22 protein-coding genes are annotated in these 20990 nt (G+C 34.2%); all 22 read left to right on the top strand.

Annotated features, from left to right (window positions below; genetic code table 11):
* Positions 1-553 precede the first annotated feature (553 nt).
* The 22 genes from G5B37_RS03775 to G5B37_RS03880 all read left to right on the top strand — a co-directional run bounded on the left by G5B37_RS03775 (position 554) and on the right by G5B37_RS03880 (position 20966).
* Complete coding sequence (locus G5B37_RS03775; protein ID WP_164678741.1) at positions 554-925, top strand: hypothetical protein; 372 nt, start codon at positions 554-556, stop codon at positions 923-925.
* Positions 926-1314: 389 nt separating this feature from the next.
* Entirely contained in the window at positions 1315-2535 is a 1221-nt protein-coding gene (locus tag G5B37_RS03780; protein WP_164678742.1) for an alpha/beta hydrolase, read from the top strand.
* Between the two features lie 232 nt (positions 2536-2767).
* Entirely contained in the window at positions 2768-4240 is a 1473-nt protein-coding gene (locus G5B37_RS03785) for a hypothetical protein (RefSeq protein ID WP_164678743.1), read from the top strand.
* Between the two features lie 207 nt (positions 4241-4447).
* Complete coding sequence (locus tag G5B37_RS03790; protein ID WP_164678744.1) at positions 4448-5134, top strand: tetratricopeptide repeat protein; 687 nt, start codon at positions 4448-4450, stop codon at positions 5132-5134.
* 397 nt (positions 5135-5531) lie between these two features.
* The gene (locus G5B37_RS03795; RefSeq protein ID WP_164678745.1) at positions 5532-5903 is read left to right on the top strand and encodes a transposase; all 372 of its coding nucleotides are present in this window, start codon (positions 5532-5534) and stop codon (positions 5901-5903) included.
* Positions 5903-6760, top strand: coding sequence for an IS3 family transposase (locus G5B37_RS03800; RefSeq protein ID WP_164678746.1), 858 nt, complete (start codon positions 5903-5905; stop codon positions 6758-6760). The genes G5B37_RS03795 and G5B37_RS03800 overlap by 1 nt, the downstream gene beginning before the upstream one ends.
* A 68-nt stretch (positions 6761-6828) precedes the next feature.
* Entirely contained in the window at positions 6829-8844 is a 2016-nt protein-coding gene (locus G5B37_RS03805; RefSeq protein ID WP_164678747.1) for a DEAD/DEAH box helicase, read from the top strand.
* Positions 8841-9461 carry a hypothetical protein gene (locus G5B37_RS03810; RefSeq protein ID WP_164678748.1) on the top strand — a complete coding sequence of 207 codons (621 nt, stop codon included), beginning with the start codon at positions 8841-8843 and terminating at the stop codon, positions 9459-9461. Before G5B37_RS03805 ends, G5B37_RS03810 begins: the two co-directional genes overlap by 4 nt.
* A 156-nt stretch (positions 9462-9617) precedes the next feature.
* On the top strand, positions 9618-10547 hold the full coding sequence (locus G5B37_RS03815) for a hypothetical protein (protein ID WP_164678749.1): 930 nt from the start codon (positions 9618-9620) through the stop codon (positions 10545-10547).
* 680 nt (positions 10548-11227) lie between these two features.
* Positions 11228-11566, top strand: a complete 339-nt coding sequence (locus G5B37_RS03820; RefSeq protein WP_164678750.1) for a hypothetical protein — start codon at positions 11228-11230, stop codon at positions 11564-11566.
* Positions 11567-11575: 9 nt separating this feature from the next.
* The gene (locus G5B37_RS03825) at positions 11576-11815 is read left to right on the top strand and encodes a hypothetical protein (protein WP_164678751.1); all 240 of its coding nucleotides are present in this window, start codon (positions 11576-11578) and stop codon (positions 11813-11815) included.
* 157 nt (positions 11816-11972) lie between these two features.
* Positions 11973-12527: a hypothetical protein gene (locus G5B37_RS03830; protein ID WP_164678752.1), complete on the top strand. Its 555-nt coding sequence runs from the start codon at positions 11973-11975 to the stop codon at positions 12525-12527.
* Between the two features lie 230 nt (positions 12528-12757).
* On the top strand, positions 12758-13498 hold the full coding sequence (locus G5B37_RS03835) for a hypothetical protein (protein WP_164678753.1): 741 nt from the start codon (positions 12758-12760) through the stop codon (positions 13496-13498).
* 578 nt (positions 13499-14076) lie between these two features.
* Positions 14077-14526 carry a hypothetical protein gene (locus G5B37_RS03840; RefSeq protein WP_164678717.1) on the top strand — a complete coding sequence of 150 codons (450 nt, stop codon included), beginning with the start codon at positions 14077-14079 and terminating at the stop codon, positions 14524-14526.
* Positions 14527-15561: 1035 nt separating this feature from the next.
* Positions 15562-16035, top strand: coding sequence for a hypothetical protein (locus tag G5B37_RS03845; RefSeq protein WP_164678754.1), 474 nt, complete (start codon positions 15562-15564; stop codon positions 16033-16035).
* A gap of 326 nt (positions 16036-16361) precedes the next feature.
* Entirely contained in the window at positions 16362-17243 is an 882-nt protein-coding gene (locus G5B37_RS03850) for a helix-turn-helix domain-containing protein (protein WP_164678755.1), read from the top strand.
* Between the two features lie 85 nt (positions 17244-17328).
* Positions 17329-17991: a peroxiredoxin-like family protein gene (locus G5B37_RS03855; protein ID WP_164678756.1), complete on the top strand. Its 663-nt coding sequence runs from the start codon at positions 17329-17331 to the stop codon at positions 17989-17991.
* Positions 17992-17995: 4 nt separating this feature from the next.
* Positions 17996-18379 carry a DoxX family protein gene (locus G5B37_RS03860; protein ID WP_164678757.1) on the top strand — a complete coding sequence of 128 codons (384 nt, stop codon included), beginning with the start codon at positions 17996-17998 and terminating at the stop codon, positions 18377-18379.
* 4 nt (positions 18380-18383) lie between these two features.
* Positions 18384-18770, top strand: a complete 387-nt coding sequence (locus G5B37_RS03865) for a nuclear transport factor 2 family protein (protein ID WP_164678758.1) — start codon at positions 18384-18386, stop codon at positions 18768-18770.
* 179 nt (positions 18771-18949) lie between these two features.
* The gene (locus G5B37_RS03870; protein ID WP_164678759.1) at positions 18950-19504 is read left to right on the top strand and encodes a hypothetical protein; all 555 of its coding nucleotides are present in this window, start codon (positions 18950-18952) and stop codon (positions 19502-19504) included.
* Between the two features lie 233 nt (positions 19505-19737).
* Positions 19738-20109 (top strand): transposase, encoded by a 372-nt coding sequence (locus G5B37_RS03875; RefSeq protein WP_164678745.1) that lies wholly within the window; start codon positions 19738-19740, stop codon positions 20107-20109.
* The gene (locus G5B37_RS03880; protein WP_164678746.1) at positions 20109-20966 is read left to right on the top strand and encodes an IS3 family transposase; all 858 of its coding nucleotides are present in this window, start codon (positions 20109-20111) and stop codon (positions 20964-20966) included. The genes G5B37_RS03875 and G5B37_RS03880 overlap by 1 nt, the downstream gene beginning before the upstream one ends.
* Positions 20967-20990: the final 24 nt, after the last annotated feature.

Genomic DNA, 20990 nt, shown 5'->3' on the forward strand with positions numbered 1-20990 from the left:
CACATTCGGCTACAATTAAATTCCCTAACTTTATAGAAAATTTGGTACAGCGGATAATTACGTAGTGGCGGCGCCACTGCCCACGGCTGATTCACACGCTGCGCTTCCCACTTTCGCTGACGCAAAATGTTGGCACTGCCGATCCAGCCGCTCAAGACCCGCCGTATCATATGCAAAACCGTTACCAAACATTGGCACTAACGTTAGTTTAAAGAAACTGTCTTTAGAGCGGAATTATTTACGCAACTTATCAAACCGAATTCAATATCGGATTCATTCACGCTTTCTTGGAATAGTATTAAATCTGAAAGATGCGTCCACGGCGGAACTAAATGCGCTCGCGGGAAATGTGACAAAAAGATTAGTCTTCTGCTGAAAGATTTAATCGCACTCGCAAAGCTCGGGTCGTGCAACGTTAGGAAACAACGCATAAAGTCCATTGCTTATCTTTAGATACTCGGAATCAATTGCCATTCGGGAAATCAGGGAAATTCTATGTAACTTGGTCTGGAAGTTCCGCAACGGAACTTTATGCAAAACCGTTAGGCATAATATGAAAAAAGCATTTTCAATGCTATTATCACTTCTATTCATTTCTTGTTTGAATACAATTATAAGAGAAAATGGAATTGAGGTTATTATTGTAAATGAAACGGATAATACACTAACGAATATTAACTTTCACACATCGGAGAAAATAGCATTAAACCTGTTAAATGATATTAAACCAGGAGATAGTTCACAATCATTTTACATGATGAAAGAACATAAAGTGGATGGAAACTATGTTTTAAATTTTTCAAGAAATGACAGTGTTTCTGAAACAATTCCCTGCGGATATTACAGTAATGGATTTTCATCTGATCGATGGGTTAAATTTAGAGTAAGGAATGACACAGTATTTACGGAATTCAGTAAATTCTAAATACCCCATACTAAGCCTAACAACGTATATAATTTATGTCTCTGTTGGTTAAGACGATGAAAAGTCGTACAAAAAACTTAAATTAGTCATTCGGATAAAATCGGCGAGGCTTGCCATCCGAAACAGCGCTTTTACTCTGGCTAATTTGAAAAATTTGGCTCTGTCAAGCGCTCAACACTCAATTCGCTTTAGAAGACATAGTCTAGGGTGGATTTCGCAAGAAGGGCTCATTAAGCCGCCCTAGCAAGCAAAGACGCCACAAATCATATACAAGACCGTTAGAGGCAATTTAAAAAAACACGATAGGTAAAAAGGACAAGTCTGGAATTATTTTTGATGTTGTCAATTATCCAAAAGAAATAATTACAAACTAAAACCTTACCAAACAAATGAGAAAGTCTAAAATTGTAATAACCATAATTACCTTGTTCCTATGTTTCAAAGGAATAGCACAATTTAATCAAAATAGCGAAAAGCAAATAGTAGTTGGGAAGGTTGATAGCTTATATTCCAAAATACTAAAAGAGCAAAGAGAAATTTGGATACATACACCTGAGGACTTTAATAGCACTAAAAAATATCCAGTTATTTATGTATTGGACGCATCTCAACAATTTTATGTTATTACTGGAATGCAAAAGCAACTAACGCCTTTCAAAATTCCTCAATCTATAATAGTTGGTATTACCAATACGGATAGAACAAGAGATTTCACGAATACTAATGTTCCTTTTCAACGCGGACACGAATCGGAAACTTCTGGAGGTGCCAGTAATTTTTTAAAATTCATAAATCAAGAATTAAAACCTTATATCAACAATAAATACCCAACCGAAAACAACAATACCATTATTGGTCATTCTACAGGAGGTCTTTTTGTACTTTATTCATACTTACATCACGAAAATTCTTTTGATAATTATTTGGCAATTGACCCAAGTCTTTGGTGGGACGAAGAAAATTTGGTTAAAGAAACTCAAGAACTACTAAATAAAGGAAATCGAAAAGAAAAGTCATTATATATAGCTGTGGCTAATAGTATTGGCAAAGCAATGGACACGGCTAAAGTTAGAAAAGACAAAACAGTTCCTACTGAACAGATTAGAGCCAATTTAAAGTTTCACGACCTATTAGTAAAAAATAATAAAGAGATTAATTTTAAATGGGAATACTTTGAGAATGAAGACCACGGAAGCATTGTTGTTCCAGCCCAGTATAATGGATTGCGGTATATTTTCTCTTGGTTTCCATTCCCAGAAATGTGGCGTTTTAACACACCAAAAGAATATTCCGCCAAAGAATTAACAGAACCATTTAAAACCCACTATGAAAAATTGAGCATTCAAATGAAACGTGAAGTAAAACCTGATTGGGAATTACTAAATCAAGTTGGGTTCTTTATGTTGGATGGACATAATCTTCCTAAAAAAGCGTTAGCATATTTAGAACTGAATGCTGATTTCTATCCTAATGAATCAAAAAGTTTTGTTGCTTTAGGGAATTACTTTTTATCTCAAAAAAACAAATCAGAAGCAATTGACAACTATAAAAAAGCAGTTGGAATAGACGGAAATCAAGAAGCTCAAGCTAAACTAAAGGAATTAGAATAGTAATAAAAACTGCCTCTAACAACGTATATAGCTCATAGCTGGGCAGTTGCTAAATCGGAAGTTAAGGCATATTTGGAAAGTCGCCAAATTTTTAAATTTGACGATTTCCAATAAAAAGATAAATAGTAAAATTTAAAAATTCGGCTCGTGCTTAATCCGAAAATAATTTATAAGTTGAACGCTACGAGCCATATACAAGACCGTTGGCAACAATGCAAGACAAACATCACCTATGAAAATATATTTCTCTGATTTCTTCGAAGTAAACCCTTCAATTCTTGAGGAATTTGGAGCATTCAATATTTCATTAATAAATGACCTACCTCTTTTTATTGACCCTTTTTTATTGTTTGGAAGTAAAAAAACAGAATATCAAGAACTTCACGAGAATATTCTGAAATACTTGACTTTTCTTAAAACAAAAGCAGAAAACGGAATCAACGATTTTGCGGAAGTAAAATCTTGGTATCTATTTCCAGAAGTAAAACAGAACTGGTTTGGTTATAGTAAAGTTGGTAATGGAGGAAGTGGATTGGGACCAAAATTCGGAAAAGCATTTTCTTCATCAATTCATATCGTGTTTGACGATTTAGGAAAAGAACAAGTCACTCAATCATCACATCTTGAAAAGGCAGGACTTTTTGAAATTGGCGTTGGTAAAGACAACATAAGTGATTTTACAACAAATCTCATAAAAGAATTTCTATTAGAATACACTCAAGAATTTACCAAAAAGCACATAGATAAAAAGCACATAAAAACCATAAATGTAAATAAGGTCTATTTTGATTACGAGTTGGAGAGGTGGATGCCAAAAGAATATGAACTTCCATATTTGTTTGGAGATTTTGCTTTATTAACACCAAGAGACATACTTACTAAAGATGATAATTGGATAAACAGTAATGATTTAAGAGGCGATTTCACAAGAATATGTGGTAGTATTCCAAATGACCAATTGAGACACGAAATATTTAATTATTTCAAGAAATCATTGCCAAAACCACCAAAAAATAAGAAGAATACTCAAAAAGAAATTTCTTTAGCCATTCATAATACAATAAAGCAGTTTCCAGAAATTATAAAGTATTACGTAAAACAGAAAGAAGAAAATAAAGTTGGAGCAAAAAACATTTCTAAACAAAAAGTTCAAGAAGTTGAAAGCATTTTTATCGAACAATTAGGGAAATTTGTTGAGCTATTAATGGACAAGTCGGACTTCTATGAAATAAGTCCTGAAAGTTCATACGAAGAATCATTGAAAAGAATAAACTATCTAAAAACTGTGATTGAGGATAATGATGGATACAGACTTTTTTATGTAAATCATCAACCTATTAAACGAGAAGAAGATTTACAAATCATTTATCGACTGACTTGGTTTGCATCGGACTTTGATGTTAATAGAGAACCGAATAATGGACGTGGACCTGTTGACTATGCGATTTCCAAAGGCTCAAAAGACAAAACCCTAATTGAATTTAAGTTGGCTTCTAATTCCAAATTAAAACAGAATTTGGCGAAACAAGTGGAGGTTTACGAAAAAGCAAATGCAACTAAAAAATCAATAAAGGCAATTCTATATTTTGATGCATCAGAATATAATAAAGTCAAGAAAACATTAAAAGAATTGAATTTAGAAAATGCTGAAAATATCGTTTTGATTGACGCTGGAAGGAAGATTTCAGCATCGAACGTGAAATAAGCACAGTTGCCAACAATGTATATAAAACATAGCTATTATAGGCTTTCCGAGAGGTTTGTGTGTATTTGCGAAGATCGCCAAATTTTTAAATTTGGCTTTTTGAAAGAATTAATATAACAAGAAAATTTAAAAATTCGCCTCGTGTATAATCCGAAACGAAAGTGTCTATTTGCACGCTACGTTTCATATACGGAGACGTTGTAAGTAATGCAAGAAAAACCAATCTACATATTAATAATCTCACTTTTATTTTGCTCTTGTGACTTTACAACAGCAGAACAATATTATGATTTAGCATACGAACTTGAAGAAAAAGGGAAATACGCTGAAGCCATTCCATATTTAGATAAAGCGATTGAGAAAAAAGCGGATTTTAAACCTGCGTTGTTGAACCGTGGCGCAGACAAATCTATTCTTAAAGATTATAATGGAGCAATTGCGGATTATAAAATGATTTTAAAATATGATGCTGACAATACTCAAGCACTTATGAATATTGGTAATAACTATAAACGATTGGATGATAACGAAAATGCTGTTTTATTTTATACGAAAGCTTTAAATACAAAAGGTGCTATTAAATCGGACAGTATTTATATTGATATAAATATTTACGGACAATGGGACAGAGAAGCTGATTATTACGTAAGAAAATATGAAATCGAATTTGAACGTGGAATTTCATATATTCATTTAAAAAAATATCAGCTTGCAATAAAAGATTTAAAACAGTCTGTCGAATATCAATATGAATTACCAGATGCTTTGAGTTGGCTTGGCGAAGCTTATTATTACTCAAAAGACACATTAAATGCTCGTAAATATTTAACTAAAGCTTCTAAATACGGAATGTTAGATGCGCAAGAGTTATTGAAAAGATTGGATAGTATATGATTAAGATGTTAGTTAATATTATCAAATGGATTTTTATAATTCTATTTTTTCCACTTTCATTAATTTTTGTAGCCTATTATCGGCAGAAAAGAGAAAGAAAAAAATACCGAGAAAAGGAAAAAAGTGCGGAATGCACTACTTACAACAAAGTATATAATTTATGGCTGGCATTCGAAAAGATTGAATGTTTCGACATTTTTTGATTAACTTTCAACTCGGAATTATTCCGAAAGGCGGCGCCACTGCCCTGCAAACGACACCAGCCAAATGCTGCGCCACTACGCTACTTGCATTTACGCTCTGCCGAAGCAGCCGCAAAGTCGCCACAAATCATATACAAGCCCGTTGGCAGTAATATTGACCCGTCCTGAAATATGTATACACTAAACCAATGTATATGTATAAAAATGATGGATATTCAAGACGTTACAGCGAGAGCTTTAAATTGAAAGTTCTGACAGAACTTTCAAAAGGTAACCACTCCAAAAGACAAATCGGACTCCTTTACGGAATCCAGCCCAGTACCATTAACGAATGGATCAAAAAGTACAATCGAACCGATTTAATGAACACCCGTGTAATCGTGCAAACAGATGATGAAATCAGCCGAATAAAGGCACTCCAGAAAGAACTCAAGCAGCTGAAAGAACTCCTGATTAAAAAGGATCTCGACAAGATGATCGATGATAGTTACCTGGAAGTGGCCGCCGAAAAACTGGGCTACAAAGATGTTTCGGAACTTAAAAAAAAACTAAACATCAAGCCCTAATGAAAACTGTCGAGAAAAACTCAAAAGAGAAGCTATTCAGCAAAAAGATTATTTGCCATGGCTTCTCCTTAAAACGTGATGCGCTCTACAAGTACCAGAAACGATTTGTCGAACGAAAACAACTGGAAAGCCAAGTTATAGAACTCGTCCATAAAAGACGAAGGACACTCCCCAGAGAAGGTACTCGAAAACTAATGAAATCACTCGATTGTGACTTCCAGAAGCACAACCTGAAAATTGGAAGAGACCGATTGTTCCGGATTCTAAGAGAAAATGACCTGTTGATACGGCGAAAGAAATATTCGTCCCGAACAACCCATTCGCACCATAGGTTCTACAAGTATGACAATATCATCAAAGATGTAGCCATTGATAGACCAAATCAGGTCTGGGCGGCAGATATCACTTACATCAGGACCATAAAGGGGTTTTGCTACCTAGCGCTCATAACGGACATGCACTCGCGAAAAATCGTGGGATTTGACCTCAGTGATAGCTTGGAACTCTCTGGATGTGTCAGGGCGCTCAAAAAAGCCCTGTACGCAAACAGAGGACTGAAAAACCTGATACACCACTCTGATCGCGGAATACAGTATTGCAGTAATGTCTATACAAACGAACTAAAAAGAAAAAGCATCGCCATAAGTATGACACAAGAGAACCACTGTTATGAGAACGCCCTGGCAGAACGTGTAAACGGAATTCTAAAAGATGAATTCTACCTCGACCAGACCTTTGCCAGCGTGAAGGAAGCAAAAAGTGCAACCAAAAATGCAATCAAACTTTACAACTCTGAAAGATTACATTTATCTTTAAACTATAAAACACCTAACTACGTGCACAAAAATGCCGCTTAAAACCAATTTTAACCTGTAGCCGTATTTTAGGACGAGACATATAAACTGAACTAAAATTAAACAATAAAATGAGTAGTTACTTTTATTTAAATGCAGAAAAAAATGCTTTGAACATAAACTTTATCGAAGCTCTAAATAAATATTCTGACGAAAATCAAAGTTTGATTTATGTTTTAGACAAACCATTGACTGACCAAAAATACTCATACAACTACTCAAAAGCATTAATTGTTCTATCACCAAAAAACAAAATTGCAATTTTAAATTTTGGAGAAAGAAAAGATTATGAAAATTTCGAAAATTTTGTTGAAGATGTAATTGAAGATGTTGGTTACATTTCTGATAAATATTTGTACAAAGATATTATTGGTAGAACTCGTAATTGGAGGTCTTCATTATTAGAAATATTCAACGTAACAGAAGAAATAGAAGATTTAGAAACCTTTTTGACAGGATTAAAATTATCTACTGATGTTGATAGAAAAAAATTGGAACTTTTAATATCTCTATTTATAGGAAGTATAAATGACATAGATAGAGTTAAAGAAGAGGTTCCAGTCACTGCATTAGATAAAGTAAAGCAGAAAATTCAATTATTTGATGGAGACCAAACTAGATTTGTATACGAAAATCCAAACAAGAAAAAAATAAGAATTCAAGGACTTTCCGGAACAGGAAAAACAGAATTACTATTACACAAACTAAAGGATTTATACATCAATGATATTGATTCTAGAATATTTTTTACTTGTCATAGTAGAGTTTTAGCAGATAGTCTTAGAAAAAGAATTCCTAATTTTTTCAATTTTATGAAAGTTGAACAACAAATTGAATGGAACGAAAGATTATGGTGTACAAATTCTTGGGGTTCAAACTCATTTCCAAACTCAGGGGCTTATAGATACATATGCGCATTCTATAAAATTCCCTTTTACAGTTGGTCATATCAAATGTCGTTTAGCAAAGCTTGTAAAATGGCTATAGAAGATATAAAAGCTAAATACTCAGATAAAGAATTGAAATTTGCGTTGACTTATATGTTTATTGATGAAAGTCAAGATTTTGATGAAAATTTTTTCAATTTATGTGAATTAGTAACTGAAAAGAATATTTATATAGCTGGTGATATTTTTCAAAGCATTTTTGATGAAAACATATCTAGCACAATTGAGCCAGATTTTCTACTTGGAAAATGTTATAGAACAGACCCAAAAACCTTAATGTTTGCTCACGGTTTAGGAATGGGGCTTTTTGAAGAAACGAAACTTAGATGGTTAGAGGAAAAAGAGTGGAAAGATTGTGGATATAATGTAAAAATTCAAGATTCTAAGTTTCATTTAAGCAGAGAGCCATTAAGGCGATTTGAAGATTTAGAAGTAGATTTTGAAAGTATTAGGATAGTTGAAATATCTAAATCATTCTCAGATACAACTATAAATATTTTAAATGAAATTATAGATGAGAACAAAACGATACAACCTGATGATATTGGAATAATTCTGTTGGACACACATCAAGACACTTACGAGTTAGCAGATATTTTAGAAGTGAAAATTCAAAAAAAGTTTGGTTGGGAAGTGAACAAAGCCTATGAAACTAAAGAAAGAATTCCCGACACTCTATTTATGAGTAACAGAAATAACGTCAAAGGATTAGAATTCCCTTTTATACTTTGTATTACTTCTCGGATAAAAGATAGTCCTAGTTATCGTAACTCTCTATATACTATGCTAACAAGGTCTTTCATAAAATCTTTTTTTCTCACGCAACCAGGTAACAAATCTGGTTTAACTGACGCAATGAAAGATGGTTTAAAACAAATAGTTTCAACTCAAGAAATGATTATTCAAGAACCAACGAAAGAAGAAAAACAAAAAATACAAACAAGGTTCAAATACAGTTTGAAGAAAATGTCTCATTTTGATTTAATGATGTCAATATTTAAAGAATTAAAAATCGACAAAAAATATCAGGACAACCTGTTGCAAGCTGCACAAAAAATGAACCTTTTAGAGAGTGATTATGAAACGTTAAAGGAGTTTGTTCAAGATAATATGAAGTTCCTTCCTAAATTTATTTTATGAAGTTAATTGAACAAGAAATACTGCCGTTTCAAGAAAAACACTTTTTTATTCCTATTCGAGATAAAATTGATTATGCTAGAGTAATAATCTTTGCTACCAGAAATTTATTATTAGATATTAATAATGATGATATAGAATGTAATAGTAAGATGAAACTATTAGTTGACAAAATGAGTAGATTATTCTTCTATAAGGAAAAAAAATATTTTAGCTTATCATTTCCATTCATCACACTGATTGACAATAATAAAGTGACTAAAATAAATACGTTAACAGGTAAATCTATAACAAATCAATCTTTATCAAGTGCTCTCTTAGTTCTAAATGATGAGCAGTTCAAACTGAATCCTTCATTGTTGGATTATTATATACAAGCAAACAATGGAGAATCTATTGGAATATCAATACTTGAAGAGATTTTTCAATCCGAACCTGCATATGTAAGATACGACTACGACATTGATAATGAAGATGGAAAAAAGCATCCTTTAAATCATCTTGATATAAACTATTCATCATACGGTACGTATAAATTAGGACTGAACAATATTATTACAGAAAGTAACTTAGAAGACGTTTTAAATATTAATACAGATTGCTCGTATTTAGACAAATAAAAATACTACTGCCAACAATGGCTATAAGTAATTGCTCGTTCCCGCCTACTTCTGAAAATCTTCGCGGATTTTCAGTTTGGTGTGTACTTGCTAAGTTAAGTGCTAACCCACGCAACTACTCATAGCCGAGACCGTTAGGCATAATTAACAAAAGAAATGAGAAGAGCATTTATCGGATTAAGCTCACCTTTAGGTTACAGCTACGCTAATGACTACGAGTCAAGATTTGGAAGGCCGAATCCGGTGCTTGATTCGCCTTTAGGAATTTTTTTATTTTATGATGAAATATGGTTTGCTAGTCGGAACACTTGCCCAATTAATTGTGAGAATCTTCATTATGTACGCTTCTTTGATGAAGCGTATGATATGAGTAAAATGGATTTGGAACAATTTCACTGGAAAAACGAAGAAATTCAAAAGGTATTAAATTCTCAAGGTTATATTCCTTTTGACAATTGGAATGAAGCAATTGAGCTAAATTTAGGTGACAAAAAAAGGTTCGTAGATAATCATAGTCGGGGATATCCATTTGGCAAAATAAATCCTGCTCCAAACCCCACTCCTTTGAATCTTATGATAGATGACCATATAGCCGGTAAATTTGGATTTGAATTGATAACTAATTCTGTCACAAATCAATATGTTCTAAATACGAGAAAAGCATCAAAAGATTCTGATTTGCTCAATCTAACCCAAAGTGTTCTATGTGAAAACATCCCAAGCTTTCAGCTCGAGGATGGACCTTATCACGAATTAATCGAAGACCTTAGATCGGATGAATATCTGAAAAGGTTTAGACGCGAATTAGATCTTTCATTGCTAACTCAAGAAAATAAATCCATTCAAGAAATTAAAACCGAACTTGAAGCTAAGATGTCTAAATATTTGAATGAACTTATTCTAAGAGAATTAGATGAAGCCAATATTCAAAATGGTATTTTCAATGCAACAGTGGGACAAATACCTGTGTTGTCGAATGTTTACAGTGGACTGGATGGTGGAGCTCAAGTTCTTTCTACCATTCAGAAACGCAAAGAAGTTGGATGGATGGGTTTCGTGGCGAAAGTTAAAAATAGGCTTAGTTAACTATGCCTAACAACGTATATAATTAATGGCTGGCATTCGTAAAGATTGAACATTTCCACATTTTTTAATTAACTTTCAACTCGGAATTATTTCGAAAGGCGGCGCCACTGCCCTGCAAACGACACCAGCCAAATACTGCGCCACTACGCTACTTGCATTTAACGCACAGCCGATGCAGCCGCAAAGTCACCACAAATCATATACAAGACCGTTACCAAACATTGGCACTAACGTTAGTTTAAAGAAACTGTCTTTACATCGGAATCATTTACGCAACTTATCAAACCGAATTCAATATCGGATTCATTCACGCTTTCTTGGAACAGTGTTAAATCTGAAAGATTCGTCCACGGCGGACTCAATTGCGCTCGCGGGAAATTGTGTATATTAGGCTTGCTTACTATTAAACAAGGCTTAGAACGGCTCTTTTAAGCTCTGGTCGTACCACGTTAGGTAACAACGCATATAATACAGCGTTCACATTCGGCTTTAATTAAATTTCCTAACTTTATAAAAAATTGATACATCGGATAAAACCGATAGGCGGCGCCACTGCCCTGCCGACGCTAAAGCCAGATGCTACGCCACGTTGCTACTCCGCATCTACGCCCAGCCGAATCAGCCGCTCATGCCCCGCCGTATCATATGCAAAACCGTTGGCAAACATTAAGAAAAACGCATTGAAAAAAGTAAAATCCGATAACAGAACTTTAATTATTGACGGAAAACAATTTGAGCTAGAACACCAAATAAAAGATGTTCGAATCATTGACAATTTAGCTGTTGTGATTTATGATTTTGACAAAAATGCGCCACGACACAGACAGTTTCAAAACTGCAAAGCTTTTGACAGTAATGGCAAATTGATTTGGACGGCTGAACACCCAACAAATATGACTGCTGACTCTTATGTGGAATTTATGAAAGGACGTGGAAATAAACTATGGAATTTTGGTTGCTTTATTTGCGAATTGGATTTTAAAAACGGAAAACTTAAAAATGCTGTCTTTACCAAGTAATTAAATGAAATGACGGAATTAGTTATAGAAAATTATAAAGTTCAAACAACAGGAGCTGATGGTGGACACAACTATATTCTGACCGAAATCGACTATAAGGGAATTATAAGAAGAATTGTGATTTTGTTTTCGGACAAATCAGAAGAACCAGATATAAACGAAAACAAAACTATCAAAGTGATAGGGAAAATCAAGGATGATGGGATTGAATATGATTTAATGATGAGTAATGCGACAATGAAGAAATAATAACGTTTGCCAACAACGTGTAAACGCAATAACGGCTGAATTTCCTAATCGGAAATTCAAGCCTTTTAATTAAATTAGTTGCGTCAGAGGAAAGTACTCGCGCACTTTCCCGTTACTGACGCTTACACAAACACGTTGTAAGTAATTGTTGATTTAAATGAAGTTAACATTAAAAATATTATTTCTATTTGTAACTTTTCAACTTTCTTCTCAAGAATTTGAATTATGGGGAACTGTTAGAAATGATCTCAACATTGCAATCGAAAAAGCAGATATTGAAAATTTGAGAACTAATGAACTTTCTTCTTCTGATTGTAATGGGAATTTCAAATTGAAAGTAATAATTGGGGATACATTGAAAATAAGTAAGGGTCATTTTATGAATGGATCTTCAAAAGTGGTAAGTCACGAAAGAATTGACATTAATTTGGAATTCGATAGAAAGAAAATTCGTGAAACGTTTACTAGAGTTATGGATAATCGGTATCAAGATCCATCCGAAGAGAAAAAAAAATTAATAATATCTGGGCGGAGTGCAGTCACATTGATAAAAGATTATAACTTTGAGAAAGGCTCAATTACAGAAGTATATGGTATAAATCCATTGGTAATTGATACGCTAGTCACATTGAGGAATGATTATGCAATTGATTTATTAGGCGAATGGGGCAAGGGTGGAGTTGTGTGGCTATTTACAGAATGCGAAAAATGAAACAACTACTTACAACACCGCATATAATACAGCGGTCTAATGGTTAAGTGAATTGTAATTCTTACAATTAATCGTAAATTAGTCCATCGGATAAAACCGATAGGCGGCGCCACTGCCCTGCCGACGCTAAAGCCAAATGCTACGCCACGTTGCTACTCCGCATTTACACATAGCCGAAGCAGCCGCTCATGCCCCGCCGTATCATATGCAAAACCGTTAGCAAACATTTGATGACAAATTCAGAAAAAATCATAACTCACGTCAGAAATTATTGCTTAGAACTGTATAAAAATGGATTTAGCACACAGCAGTATATAGCAAAAGCATTGCTAAATGGTGTCCTGTATTTGACTGGAAAATCATATGATGATTATGATAAACTTAAATCTGACATCATTAAACTTGGAACTGAAAACTTGAAGAATGAAACAACTGCATTCAGCAAAAAAGGGCATTTGAATAAAATTGAATCTGAAAAAAATAACTTTATCCAATTTGTATCGGAATTACAGCCTAATGAATTGAAAAACATATCGCCTATTAAATTTAAACGAAGGCTGACAAATGAAGAAAGTCTTAAAATTAAAACAGCGTTAAAACAAAAATGGGATTTTAACAGTTGGGAATTTGACAATTATTATTGGGAACCATTAGTTAAAACTAAGGCTGAAAATACTTTCTTTTTTGACGTTGATTTTTTAGACGATACGGACTATGAGAAAATAGCAGAAATTATCTCATCCGATAGCGGAAAAACCATCTATCACCTGAATGAGGACAAAGTTGATTTCGAATTAGACCCAGCCTTATTTAATGATGATTATTGGGAATCAGTATTCACGGATAAAAATCATAACTGGATAATCTATTTTTCACACGAAGGCACAGTTGCTTTTGGTGGCAAGAGTTTAATTGATAAAATTGACTTGGAACTTCCAAAACGAGTAGAAATAAAAAATACGTGGAAATAAAAACGTTTGCTAACAATGTATATAGCCCATAGCTGGGAAAGTGCTTGAACAAAGGCCTTGGCGCATTTGCGATGCCCGCCAAATTTTTAAATTTGGCTCGTTAGCGAAAATAAAGTAACAAGAAAATTTAAAAATTCGGCTCAGTACATAACCGAAAAGTCCGTACCTTTTTGCACGCTACGGGCCATATACTGGACCGTTACCAAACATTGGCACTAACGTTAGTTTAAAGAAACTGTCTTTACATCGGATTTATTTACGCAACTTATCAAACCGAATTCAATATCGGATTCATTCACGCTTTCTTGGAATAGTGTTAAATCTGAAAGATGCGTCCACGGCGGACTCAATTGCGCTTGCGGGAAATGTGACAAGAAGATTATCCTTCTGCTGAAAGATTTAATCGCACTCGCAAAGCTCGGGTCGTGCAACGTTAGGTAACAACGCATAAAGTCCATTGCTTATTTTTAGATACTCGGAATCAATTGCCATTCGGGAAATCAGGGAAATTCTATGTAACTTGGTCTGGAAGTTCCGCAACGGAACTTTATGCAAAACCGTTGCCCACAATATTCTAAATGACCCGAGTTATAAAATTTCTAACTGATTTAGATGATTATGAATTAGCATATTTTGCCAAATTCAAACTCAAAACTTACATGCCAGAAACTCAATCCGAAATCGAGAAATATATTGCGGATAAAGGACTGACTGAACAGCGGATTGAAAAACTGATTGCGACTAATCCAAAACGCGATACGGAAAATGGAAAAATAAGATGTCCAAGATGCTCAACCGATAAAATTAGATATGAAAAAGTTGAATGGATAAATAATACTGGACAATTTGGATTGGAAGATGAGATTTCTTCGCTTGATGGATTGGATGGAAGAGCAACTTACAAAGATCAAGTTATTTGTAATGTTTGCGGATTTTGGATAAAAGACCCAAATTTTGAAAAGAAGAAAAAGTCGTTTTGGCATTACATTGCGGACGGAATTTTTGACATTTTTACTGGTTGGCATTAAATAACGGAAAGAAAAATACTGTGGGCAACAACGCATATAATACAGCGTTCACATTCGGCTTTAATTAAATTTCCTAACTTTATAAAAAATTGATACATCGGATAAAACCGATAGGCGGCGCCACTGCCCTGACGACGCTAAAGCCAGATGCTACGCCACGTTGCTACTCCGCATCTACGCCCAGCCGAAGCAGCCGCTCATTACCCGCCGTATCATATGCAAAACCGTTACCAAACATTGGCACTAACGTTAGTTTAAACAAACTGTCTTTACATCGGATTTATTTACGCAGCTTATCAAACCGAATTCAATATCGGATTCATTCACGCTTTCTTGGAATAGTGTTAAATCTGAAAGATGCGTCCACGGCGGACTCAATTGCGCTTGCGGGAAATGTGACAAGAAGAATATCCTTCTGCTGAAAGATTTAATCGCACTCGCAAAGCTCGGGTCGTGCAACGTTAGGTAACAACGCATAAAGTCCATTGCTTATTTTTAGATACTCGGAATCAATTGCCATTCGGGAAATCAGGGAAATTCTATGTAACTTGGTCTGGAAGTTCCGCAACGGAACTTTATGCAAAACCGTTACCAAACATTGGCACTAACGTTAGTTTAAAGAAACTGTCTTTACATCGGAATTATTTACGCAACTTATCAAACCGAATTCAATATCGGATTCATTCACGCTTTCTTGGAATAGTATTAAATCTGAAAGATGCGTCCACGGCGGACTCAATTGCGCTTGTGGGAAATGTGCCAAGAAGATTATCCTTCTGCTGAAAGATTTAATCGCACTCGCAAAGCTCGGGTCGTGCAACGTTAGGTAACAACGCATAAAGTCCATTGCTTATTTTTAGATACTCGGAATCAATTGCCATTCGGGAAATCAGGGAAATTCTATGTAACTTGGTCAGAAAGTTCCGCAACGGAACTTTATGCAAAACCGTTGTGCTTAATTTCAGAAAACGGGAAAAATTACTACAAGTAAATTAATAAGTTGAACTTTTATTAATAGTACTAAAGAAAATAATTATGAAAGAAATACTTGAAGAATATGCTTTGATTGCAGAAATCATTTCAGCCCTTGCTGTTATCATTTCATTGATTTTTGTAGGATTACAAATAAGAAGTAATACAAAAGCAACACAAGCATCAACTTTTCATGAGATTGCGGCCTTAGATATTCATATACTCCTAAGTTTAGGTTCTTCAAATGAATCATCAAGAATAATTTCAACTTTCCGAATGAATCCAGAAGTCTTAACCGAAGAAGAACATAATCATGGTTTTCACTTATTTGCTGCCGAAATAAGACACGTTGAGAATCTATTTTTACAGAACGAAAACAAAATGTTGAGTAAAAAAAATTGGGAATCTAGAAAATCATTAGTTGATGGTATGATACTAACTCCTGGCTTTGGAGCACTGCTAGAAAGTCCAAATAAACAATTTTTTGATGGCTCTTTTATTCAATACGCAGAAAGTTTAAGAAAAAAACACTTATAAAAGTATGGCGATTTTGAAAATAAAAACTAAGCACAACAACGTATATAATTCATGGCTAACATTTGTAAAGGCATTTTAAATCCTATAATTATTACTAACTTGTCAATCGGATAAAATCGGCGAGGCTTGCCATCCGAAACGGCGCTTTTACTCCGGCTAAATTGAAAAATCTGGCTCTGTCAAGCGCTCAACGCTCAATTCGCTTTAAAGAACATTGTCTAGGGTGGATTTCGTAAGAAGGGCTCATTAAGCCTCCCTAGCAAGCTAAGTCGCCACAAATCATATACAAGACCATTGTAGCCAATTAAAAAGGACAATAGTAACCCATGAACAATGACATAGAAAATATAATATTTTCACGGTTTGTTAACCAACCTATTCCCTTTGAATTCATATCTTTTAAAGAACTTTACAGACGGTGTAAAGAAAGTGATTATGATTTATCAAATCCTCATAGAATCAAATTTAATGCTTTGTTAATAATTACGGAAGGTGAAAGTTTCCACACTATTGATTTTAAGGAAGAACTGTTATCTCCAGGAGTAATTTTACCTCTTACAAAAGACCAAATTCATTCTTTCAACAAAAACCTAAACGTTAAAGGATGCATTATTTCTTTTGAAGAAAAATTTATCACCGAAAATATAAGTGAAAAGAACTTATTTCACTTTCTTCATATTTATCACACCCCGAGTATTTTGATTGGAAAAGAGAATATGGCAACCTTGAATCCGTTTTTACAACTTCTTGAAAATTTACATTTGGATTCCAACAATATGATGAAGTCTGAAATTATCAATTCAACATTTATGGCGTTAATGTTTCAAATAAAACGTCTTTCTATTTATCAACACAAAACATTTGAGAGCCAACGCTTTAAAGATTTTATTCAATTTAAACAATTAATAACGGAGTACTATCATGAAAGTCATAATGCAAAAGATTACGCAAAAAAACTAAATGTGTCTTACAAATATTTAAACGATGTTTGTAAAGAGATTGGTTATAAGACAGCCAAAGCTTTCCTAGATAGTTGGTTACTACTAGAAGCCAAACGAAATATTTCAGAAAACCAATATACTTCTCAAGAAATAGCTTATAAAATGGGCTTTAAAGAACCCTCAAATTTTAATCGGTTTTTTAAAAAATTCACAAACCAGACTCCAAATCAATTTCAACAAAAATTAGAAAAAACTACTCTCGGTTAGATATTGACTATTTATTTGCAAGTATAGATAATCAAGTTTCAGTTGTTTGAAATGATATTTGTACCAACAAAAATTTGGTGTAAATATGACATTGCAAGAACAATTAAAACAAATGCGGAATGCTACTATGGAAAGAATGCCGCAGTCAATAATTAAAGTCTTCACCGATAGTATTGATGACATCAGAAAAAATAAGTTAAAAGAGAATGCCCTACAAGTAGGTGATTATGTTCCAAATATGAATCTTCAAGATAATAGTGGAGATAGTTCATTATTAAGTGATTTAATAGAACAGAAGTTTCTAATTCTAAACTTTTACAGAGGCGGTTGGTGTCCTTATTGTAATATGGAACTTCGTGAGTATGAGCGATTAAGAGAAGCCTTTAATGAACTAAATGCTGACATTGTAGGAATAAGTGCAGAAATAAGTAAGCTTGCTAATGCAACTACCAATAAAAACGCCTTATCATTTCCGGTTTTAACAGATGTAGATGCTCAATTGATGAAAGCAATTGGTATCGTTTTTAAACTAGATGAAGCCTCCAAAAAGGAATTTGAAAATTTAGGCATGGATTTCACAAAAATTCACGGGAACAACAATTTTGAATTACCGGTTCCAGCGGTATATATTATTAATAAAAAAATGGAAGTAGTATTTGTCCATTTTGAAGAAGATTATATGACACGAATTGAACCCACAGAACTATTACACATTTTAAAAAACAACCTACAAACCGAAAAAATTTAATATTATGAAAAGAAACAAAATTATTTATTGGACCTCAACAGGAATACTTAGTGCATTATTCATGTTTAGTGCTATAATGTATTTTTTTAATTACACATACGTTGAAAGTGCTTTTACAAGTCTTGGGTTTCCAACTTGGATAATCTATCCATTAGCAACATTAAAATTGTTAGGCATAATTGCCATACTGTCTAAAAAGTCTCTATTTCTAAAAGAGCTTGCTTACGCTGGTTTTCTATTTGATGTCTTATTAGCATTGATAGCTCATTTGGCTATTGGTGACGGAGAACAAATGCCAGCTGTAATTGGTGTAATTGCCGTTACTACCTCATGGATTTATGATAGAAAAGTCTTTGGAAAATATACGCAAAGCAGTACTAAATCTTAAAAAAATGAATACACAAACAAAAGAAGGAATAAGAAAAACGATTGAGAATTTAATAGCAACCGCCACAACTTTTGATATTGATAAATTAGATGAAATTTATCACGATAATTTGCATGTACTAATGATTGATGCATCTGGACAAACAATGATTTCCAATAAGCAAACGTTTATAGATTTATTTCAATCTAAACTTGATAATGGAGATGAACCTTTAAATACTTGGGTTGAATTTATCCACATTGAATGCAATCAAACTAATGGTCATGCAGTATTAAAGCGAAAAGTAAACTTAACTGGAATTGAACAAAAGATAGCGCTTAGTATTGATTTAATTTGGGAAGATAATCGTTGGCAAGTAACTAGAGAAGTTATTTTTACAGCATTTGAATAATAACCTAATAAAAGTTGGTTTGAAATCAACTGGCTACAACACTGTATATAAAAAATTGCTAGTTTTACCCTAAACCAAAGGAAGTTGCTTTGTTTGCTAGCTTCTGATTTTCCTTCGGAAAATCCTCGCACACAAACACGCAACTTTCCATATACAACAACGTTAGGGGTAATTACAAAATGACAGACATAGAATTGACAGATTTTCAAATAGGTAAACCAAAACGAAATACTACAATTTGGTTTTCTATTTTGGCATCTATCATGTTTTTACCTTTCAAAATTTTTATTTTTTTCATCCCGTTCAAAAAAAACTACACTGAGGTACATGAAAATTGGACAATTTGGATTGAAAGTGGAAACCGAGAAATACATCGGAAAATCTTTGCGGAAACAGGTTTTGATGGAGTAATTAAATTCTATAAACTAAAATTCAAAAATAACACTTTGAACGATCTCGTAGATAAAAGATGTTTTGGTACTTTTTTCTTTGAGACTAATGAAAACATATTCTTGCGAGAATTTAAATCTCCAAATCAATGGCCAAAATCTTTCCTTACTGTCATTAACAAATCTGACAATACAATAAATCGGATAAAAATAATATCAGCAAGTTGGACTGATTGGGTAATTGAGTCGATAAATGACAAGGAGTTTAATATTATCACGCATCCAGCTGATGATTACACGAAAGGGATTAAAGTAACTACCCCTAACAACGTATATAATTTATAGCTAGCATTCTCAACAATTGAAAATTCCCATATTTTTTGATTAACTTTCAATTCGGATAAAACCGATAGGCGGCGCCATTGCGCTTCAAACGTCACCAGCCAAATGCTACGCCACGTTGCTACTCCGCATTTACGCTCAGCCGAAGCAGCCGCTAAGTCGCCACAAATCATATACAAAACCGTTAGGGGTAATTATGACCCGTCCTGAAATATGTATACACTAAACCAATGTATATGTATAAAAATGATGGATATTCAAGACGTTACAGCGAGAGCTTTAAATTGAAAGTTCTGACAGAACTTTCAAAAGGTAACCACTCCAAAAGACAAATCGGACTCCTTTACGGAATCCAGCCCAGTACCATTAACGAATGGATCAAAAAGTACAATCGAACCGATTTAATGAACACCCGTGTAATCGTGCAAACAGATGATGAAATCAGCCGAATAAAGGCACTCCAGAAAGAACTCAAGCAGCTGAAAGAACTCCTGATTAAAAAGGATCTCGACAAGATGATCGATGATAGTTACCTGGAAGTGGCCGCCGAAAAACTGGGCTACAAAGATGTTTCGGAACTTAAAAAAAAACTAAACATCAAGCCCTAATGAAAACTGTCGAGAAAAACTCAAAAGAGAAGCTATTCAGCAAAAAGATTATTTGCCATGGCTTCTCCTTAAAACGTGATGCGCTCTACAAGTACCAGAAACGATTTGTCGAACGAAAACAACTGGAAAGCCAAGTTATAGAACTCGTCCATAAAAGACGAAGGACACTCCCCAGAGAAGGTACTCGAAAACTAATGAAATCACTCGATTGTGACTTCCAGAAGCACAACCTGAAAATTGGAAGAGACCGATTGTTCCGGATTCTAAGAGAAAATGACCTGTTGATACGGCGAAAGAAATATTCGTCCCGAACAACCCATTCGCACCATAGGTTCTACAAGTATGACAATATCATCAAAGATGTAGCCATTGATAGACCAAATCAGGTCTGGGCGGCAGATATCACTTACATCAGGACCATAAAGGGGTTTTGCTACCTAGCGCTCATAACGGACATGCACTCGCGAAAAATCGTGGGATTTGACCTCAGTGATAGCTTGGAACTCTCTGGATGTGTCAGGGCGCTCAAAAAAGCCCTGTACGCAAACAGAGGACTGAAAAACCTGATACACCACTCTGATCGCGGAATACAGTATTGCAGTAATGTCTATACAAACGAACTAAAAAGAAAAAGCATCGCCATAAGTATGACACAAGAGAACCACTGTTATGAGAACGCCCTGGCAGAACGTGTAAACGGAATTCTAAAAGATGAATTCTACCTCGACCAGACCTTTGCCAGCGTGAAGGAAGCAAAAAGTGCAACCAAAAATGCAATCAAACTTTACAACTCTGAAAGATTACATTTATCTTTAAACTATAAAACACCTAACTACGTGCACAAAAATGCCGCTTAAAACCAATTTTAACCTGTAGCCGTA

This window comes from Rasiella rasia (assembly GCF_011044175.1).
In the GTDB taxonomy this organism is placed as follows: Bacteria; Bacteroidota; Bacteroidia; order Flavobacteriales; family Flavobacteriaceae; genus Marinirhabdus; species Marinirhabdus rasia.

What these genes read in the sequence shown, in the direction of transcription:
- G5B37_RS03805 (WP_164678747.1), top strand. Translation starts at nt 6,829, where the DNA reads ATGAGTAGTTACTTTTATTTAAATGCAGAAAAAAATGCTTTGAACATA.
- G5B37_RS03855 (WP_164678756.1), top strand. Translation starts at nt 17,329, where the DNA reads ATGACATTGCAAGAACAATTAAAACAAATGCGGAATGCTACTATGGAA.
- G5B37_RS03835 (WP_164678753.1), top strand. Translation starts at nt 12,758, where the DNA reads ATGACAAATTCAGAAAAAATCATAACTCACGTCAGAAATTATTGCTTA.
- G5B37_RS03795 (WP_164678745.1), top strand. Translation starts at nt 5,532, where the DNA reads ATGTATAAAAATGATGGATATTCAAGACGTTACAGCGAGAGCTTTAAA.
- G5B37_RS03825 (WP_164678751.1), top strand. Translation starts at nt 11,576, where the DNA reads ATGACGGAATTAGTTATAGAAAATTATAAAGTTCAAACAACAGGAGCT.
- G5B37_RS03790 (WP_164678744.1), top strand. Translation starts at nt 4,448, where the DNA reads ATGCAAGAAAAACCAATCTACATATTAATAATCTCACTTTTATTTTGC.
- G5B37_RS03880 (WP_164678746.1), top strand. Translation starts at nt 20,109, where the DNA reads ATGAAAACTGTCGAGAAAAACTCAAAAGAGAAGCTATTCAGCAAAAAG.
- G5B37_RS03850 (WP_164678755.1), top strand. Translation starts at nt 16,362, where the DNA reads ATGAACAATGACATAGAAAATATAATATTTTCACGGTTTGTTAACCAA.
- G5B37_RS03810 (WP_164678748.1), top strand. Translation starts at nt 8,841, where the DNA reads ATGAAGTTAATTGAACAAGAAATACTGCCGTTTCAAGAAAAACACTTT.
- G5B37_RS03870 (WP_164678759.1), top strand. Translation starts at nt 18,950, where the DNA reads ATGACAGACATAGAATTGACAGATTTTCAAATAGGTAAACCAAAACGA.
- G5B37_RS03865 (WP_164678758.1), top strand. Translation starts at nt 18,384, where the DNA reads ATGAATACACAAACAAAAGAAGGAATAAGAAAAACGATTGAGAATTTA.
- G5B37_RS03845 (WP_164678754.1), top strand. Translation starts at nt 15,562, where the DNA reads ATGAAAGAAATACTTGAAGAATATGCTTTGATTGCAGAAATCATTTCA.
- G5B37_RS03775 (WP_164678741.1), top strand. Translation starts at nt 554, where the DNA reads ATGAAAAAAGCATTTTCAATGCTATTATCACTTCTATTCATTTCTTGT.
- G5B37_RS03800 (WP_164678746.1), top strand. Translation starts at nt 5,903, where the DNA reads ATGAAAACTGTCGAGAAAAACTCAAAAGAGAAGCTATTCAGCAAAAAG.
- G5B37_RS03815 (WP_164678749.1), top strand. Translation starts at nt 9,618, where the DNA reads ATGAGAAGAGCATTTATCGGATTAAGCTCACCTTTAGGTTACAGCTAC.
- G5B37_RS03860 (WP_164678757.1), top strand. Translation starts at nt 17,996, where the DNA reads ATGAAAAGAAACAAAATTATTTATTGGACCTCAACAGGAATACTTAGT.
- G5B37_RS03785 (WP_164678743.1), top strand. Translation starts at nt 2,768, where the DNA reads ATGAAAATATATTTCTCTGATTTCTTCGAAGTAAACCCTTCAATTCTT.
- G5B37_RS03830 (WP_164678752.1), top strand. Translation starts at nt 11,973, where the DNA reads ATGAAGTTAACATTAAAAATATTATTTCTATTTGTAACTTTTCAACTT.
- G5B37_RS03840 (WP_164678717.1), top strand. Translation starts at nt 14,077, where the DNA reads ATGACCCGAGTTATAAAATTTCTAACTGATTTAGATGATTATGAATTA.
- G5B37_RS03780 (WP_164678742.1), top strand. Translation starts at nt 1,315, where the DNA reads ATGAGAAAGTCTAAAATTGTAATAACCATAATTACCTTGTTCCTATGT.
- G5B37_RS03875 (WP_164678745.1), top strand. Translation starts at nt 19,738, where the DNA reads ATGTATAAAAATGATGGATATTCAAGACGTTACAGCGAGAGCTTTAAA.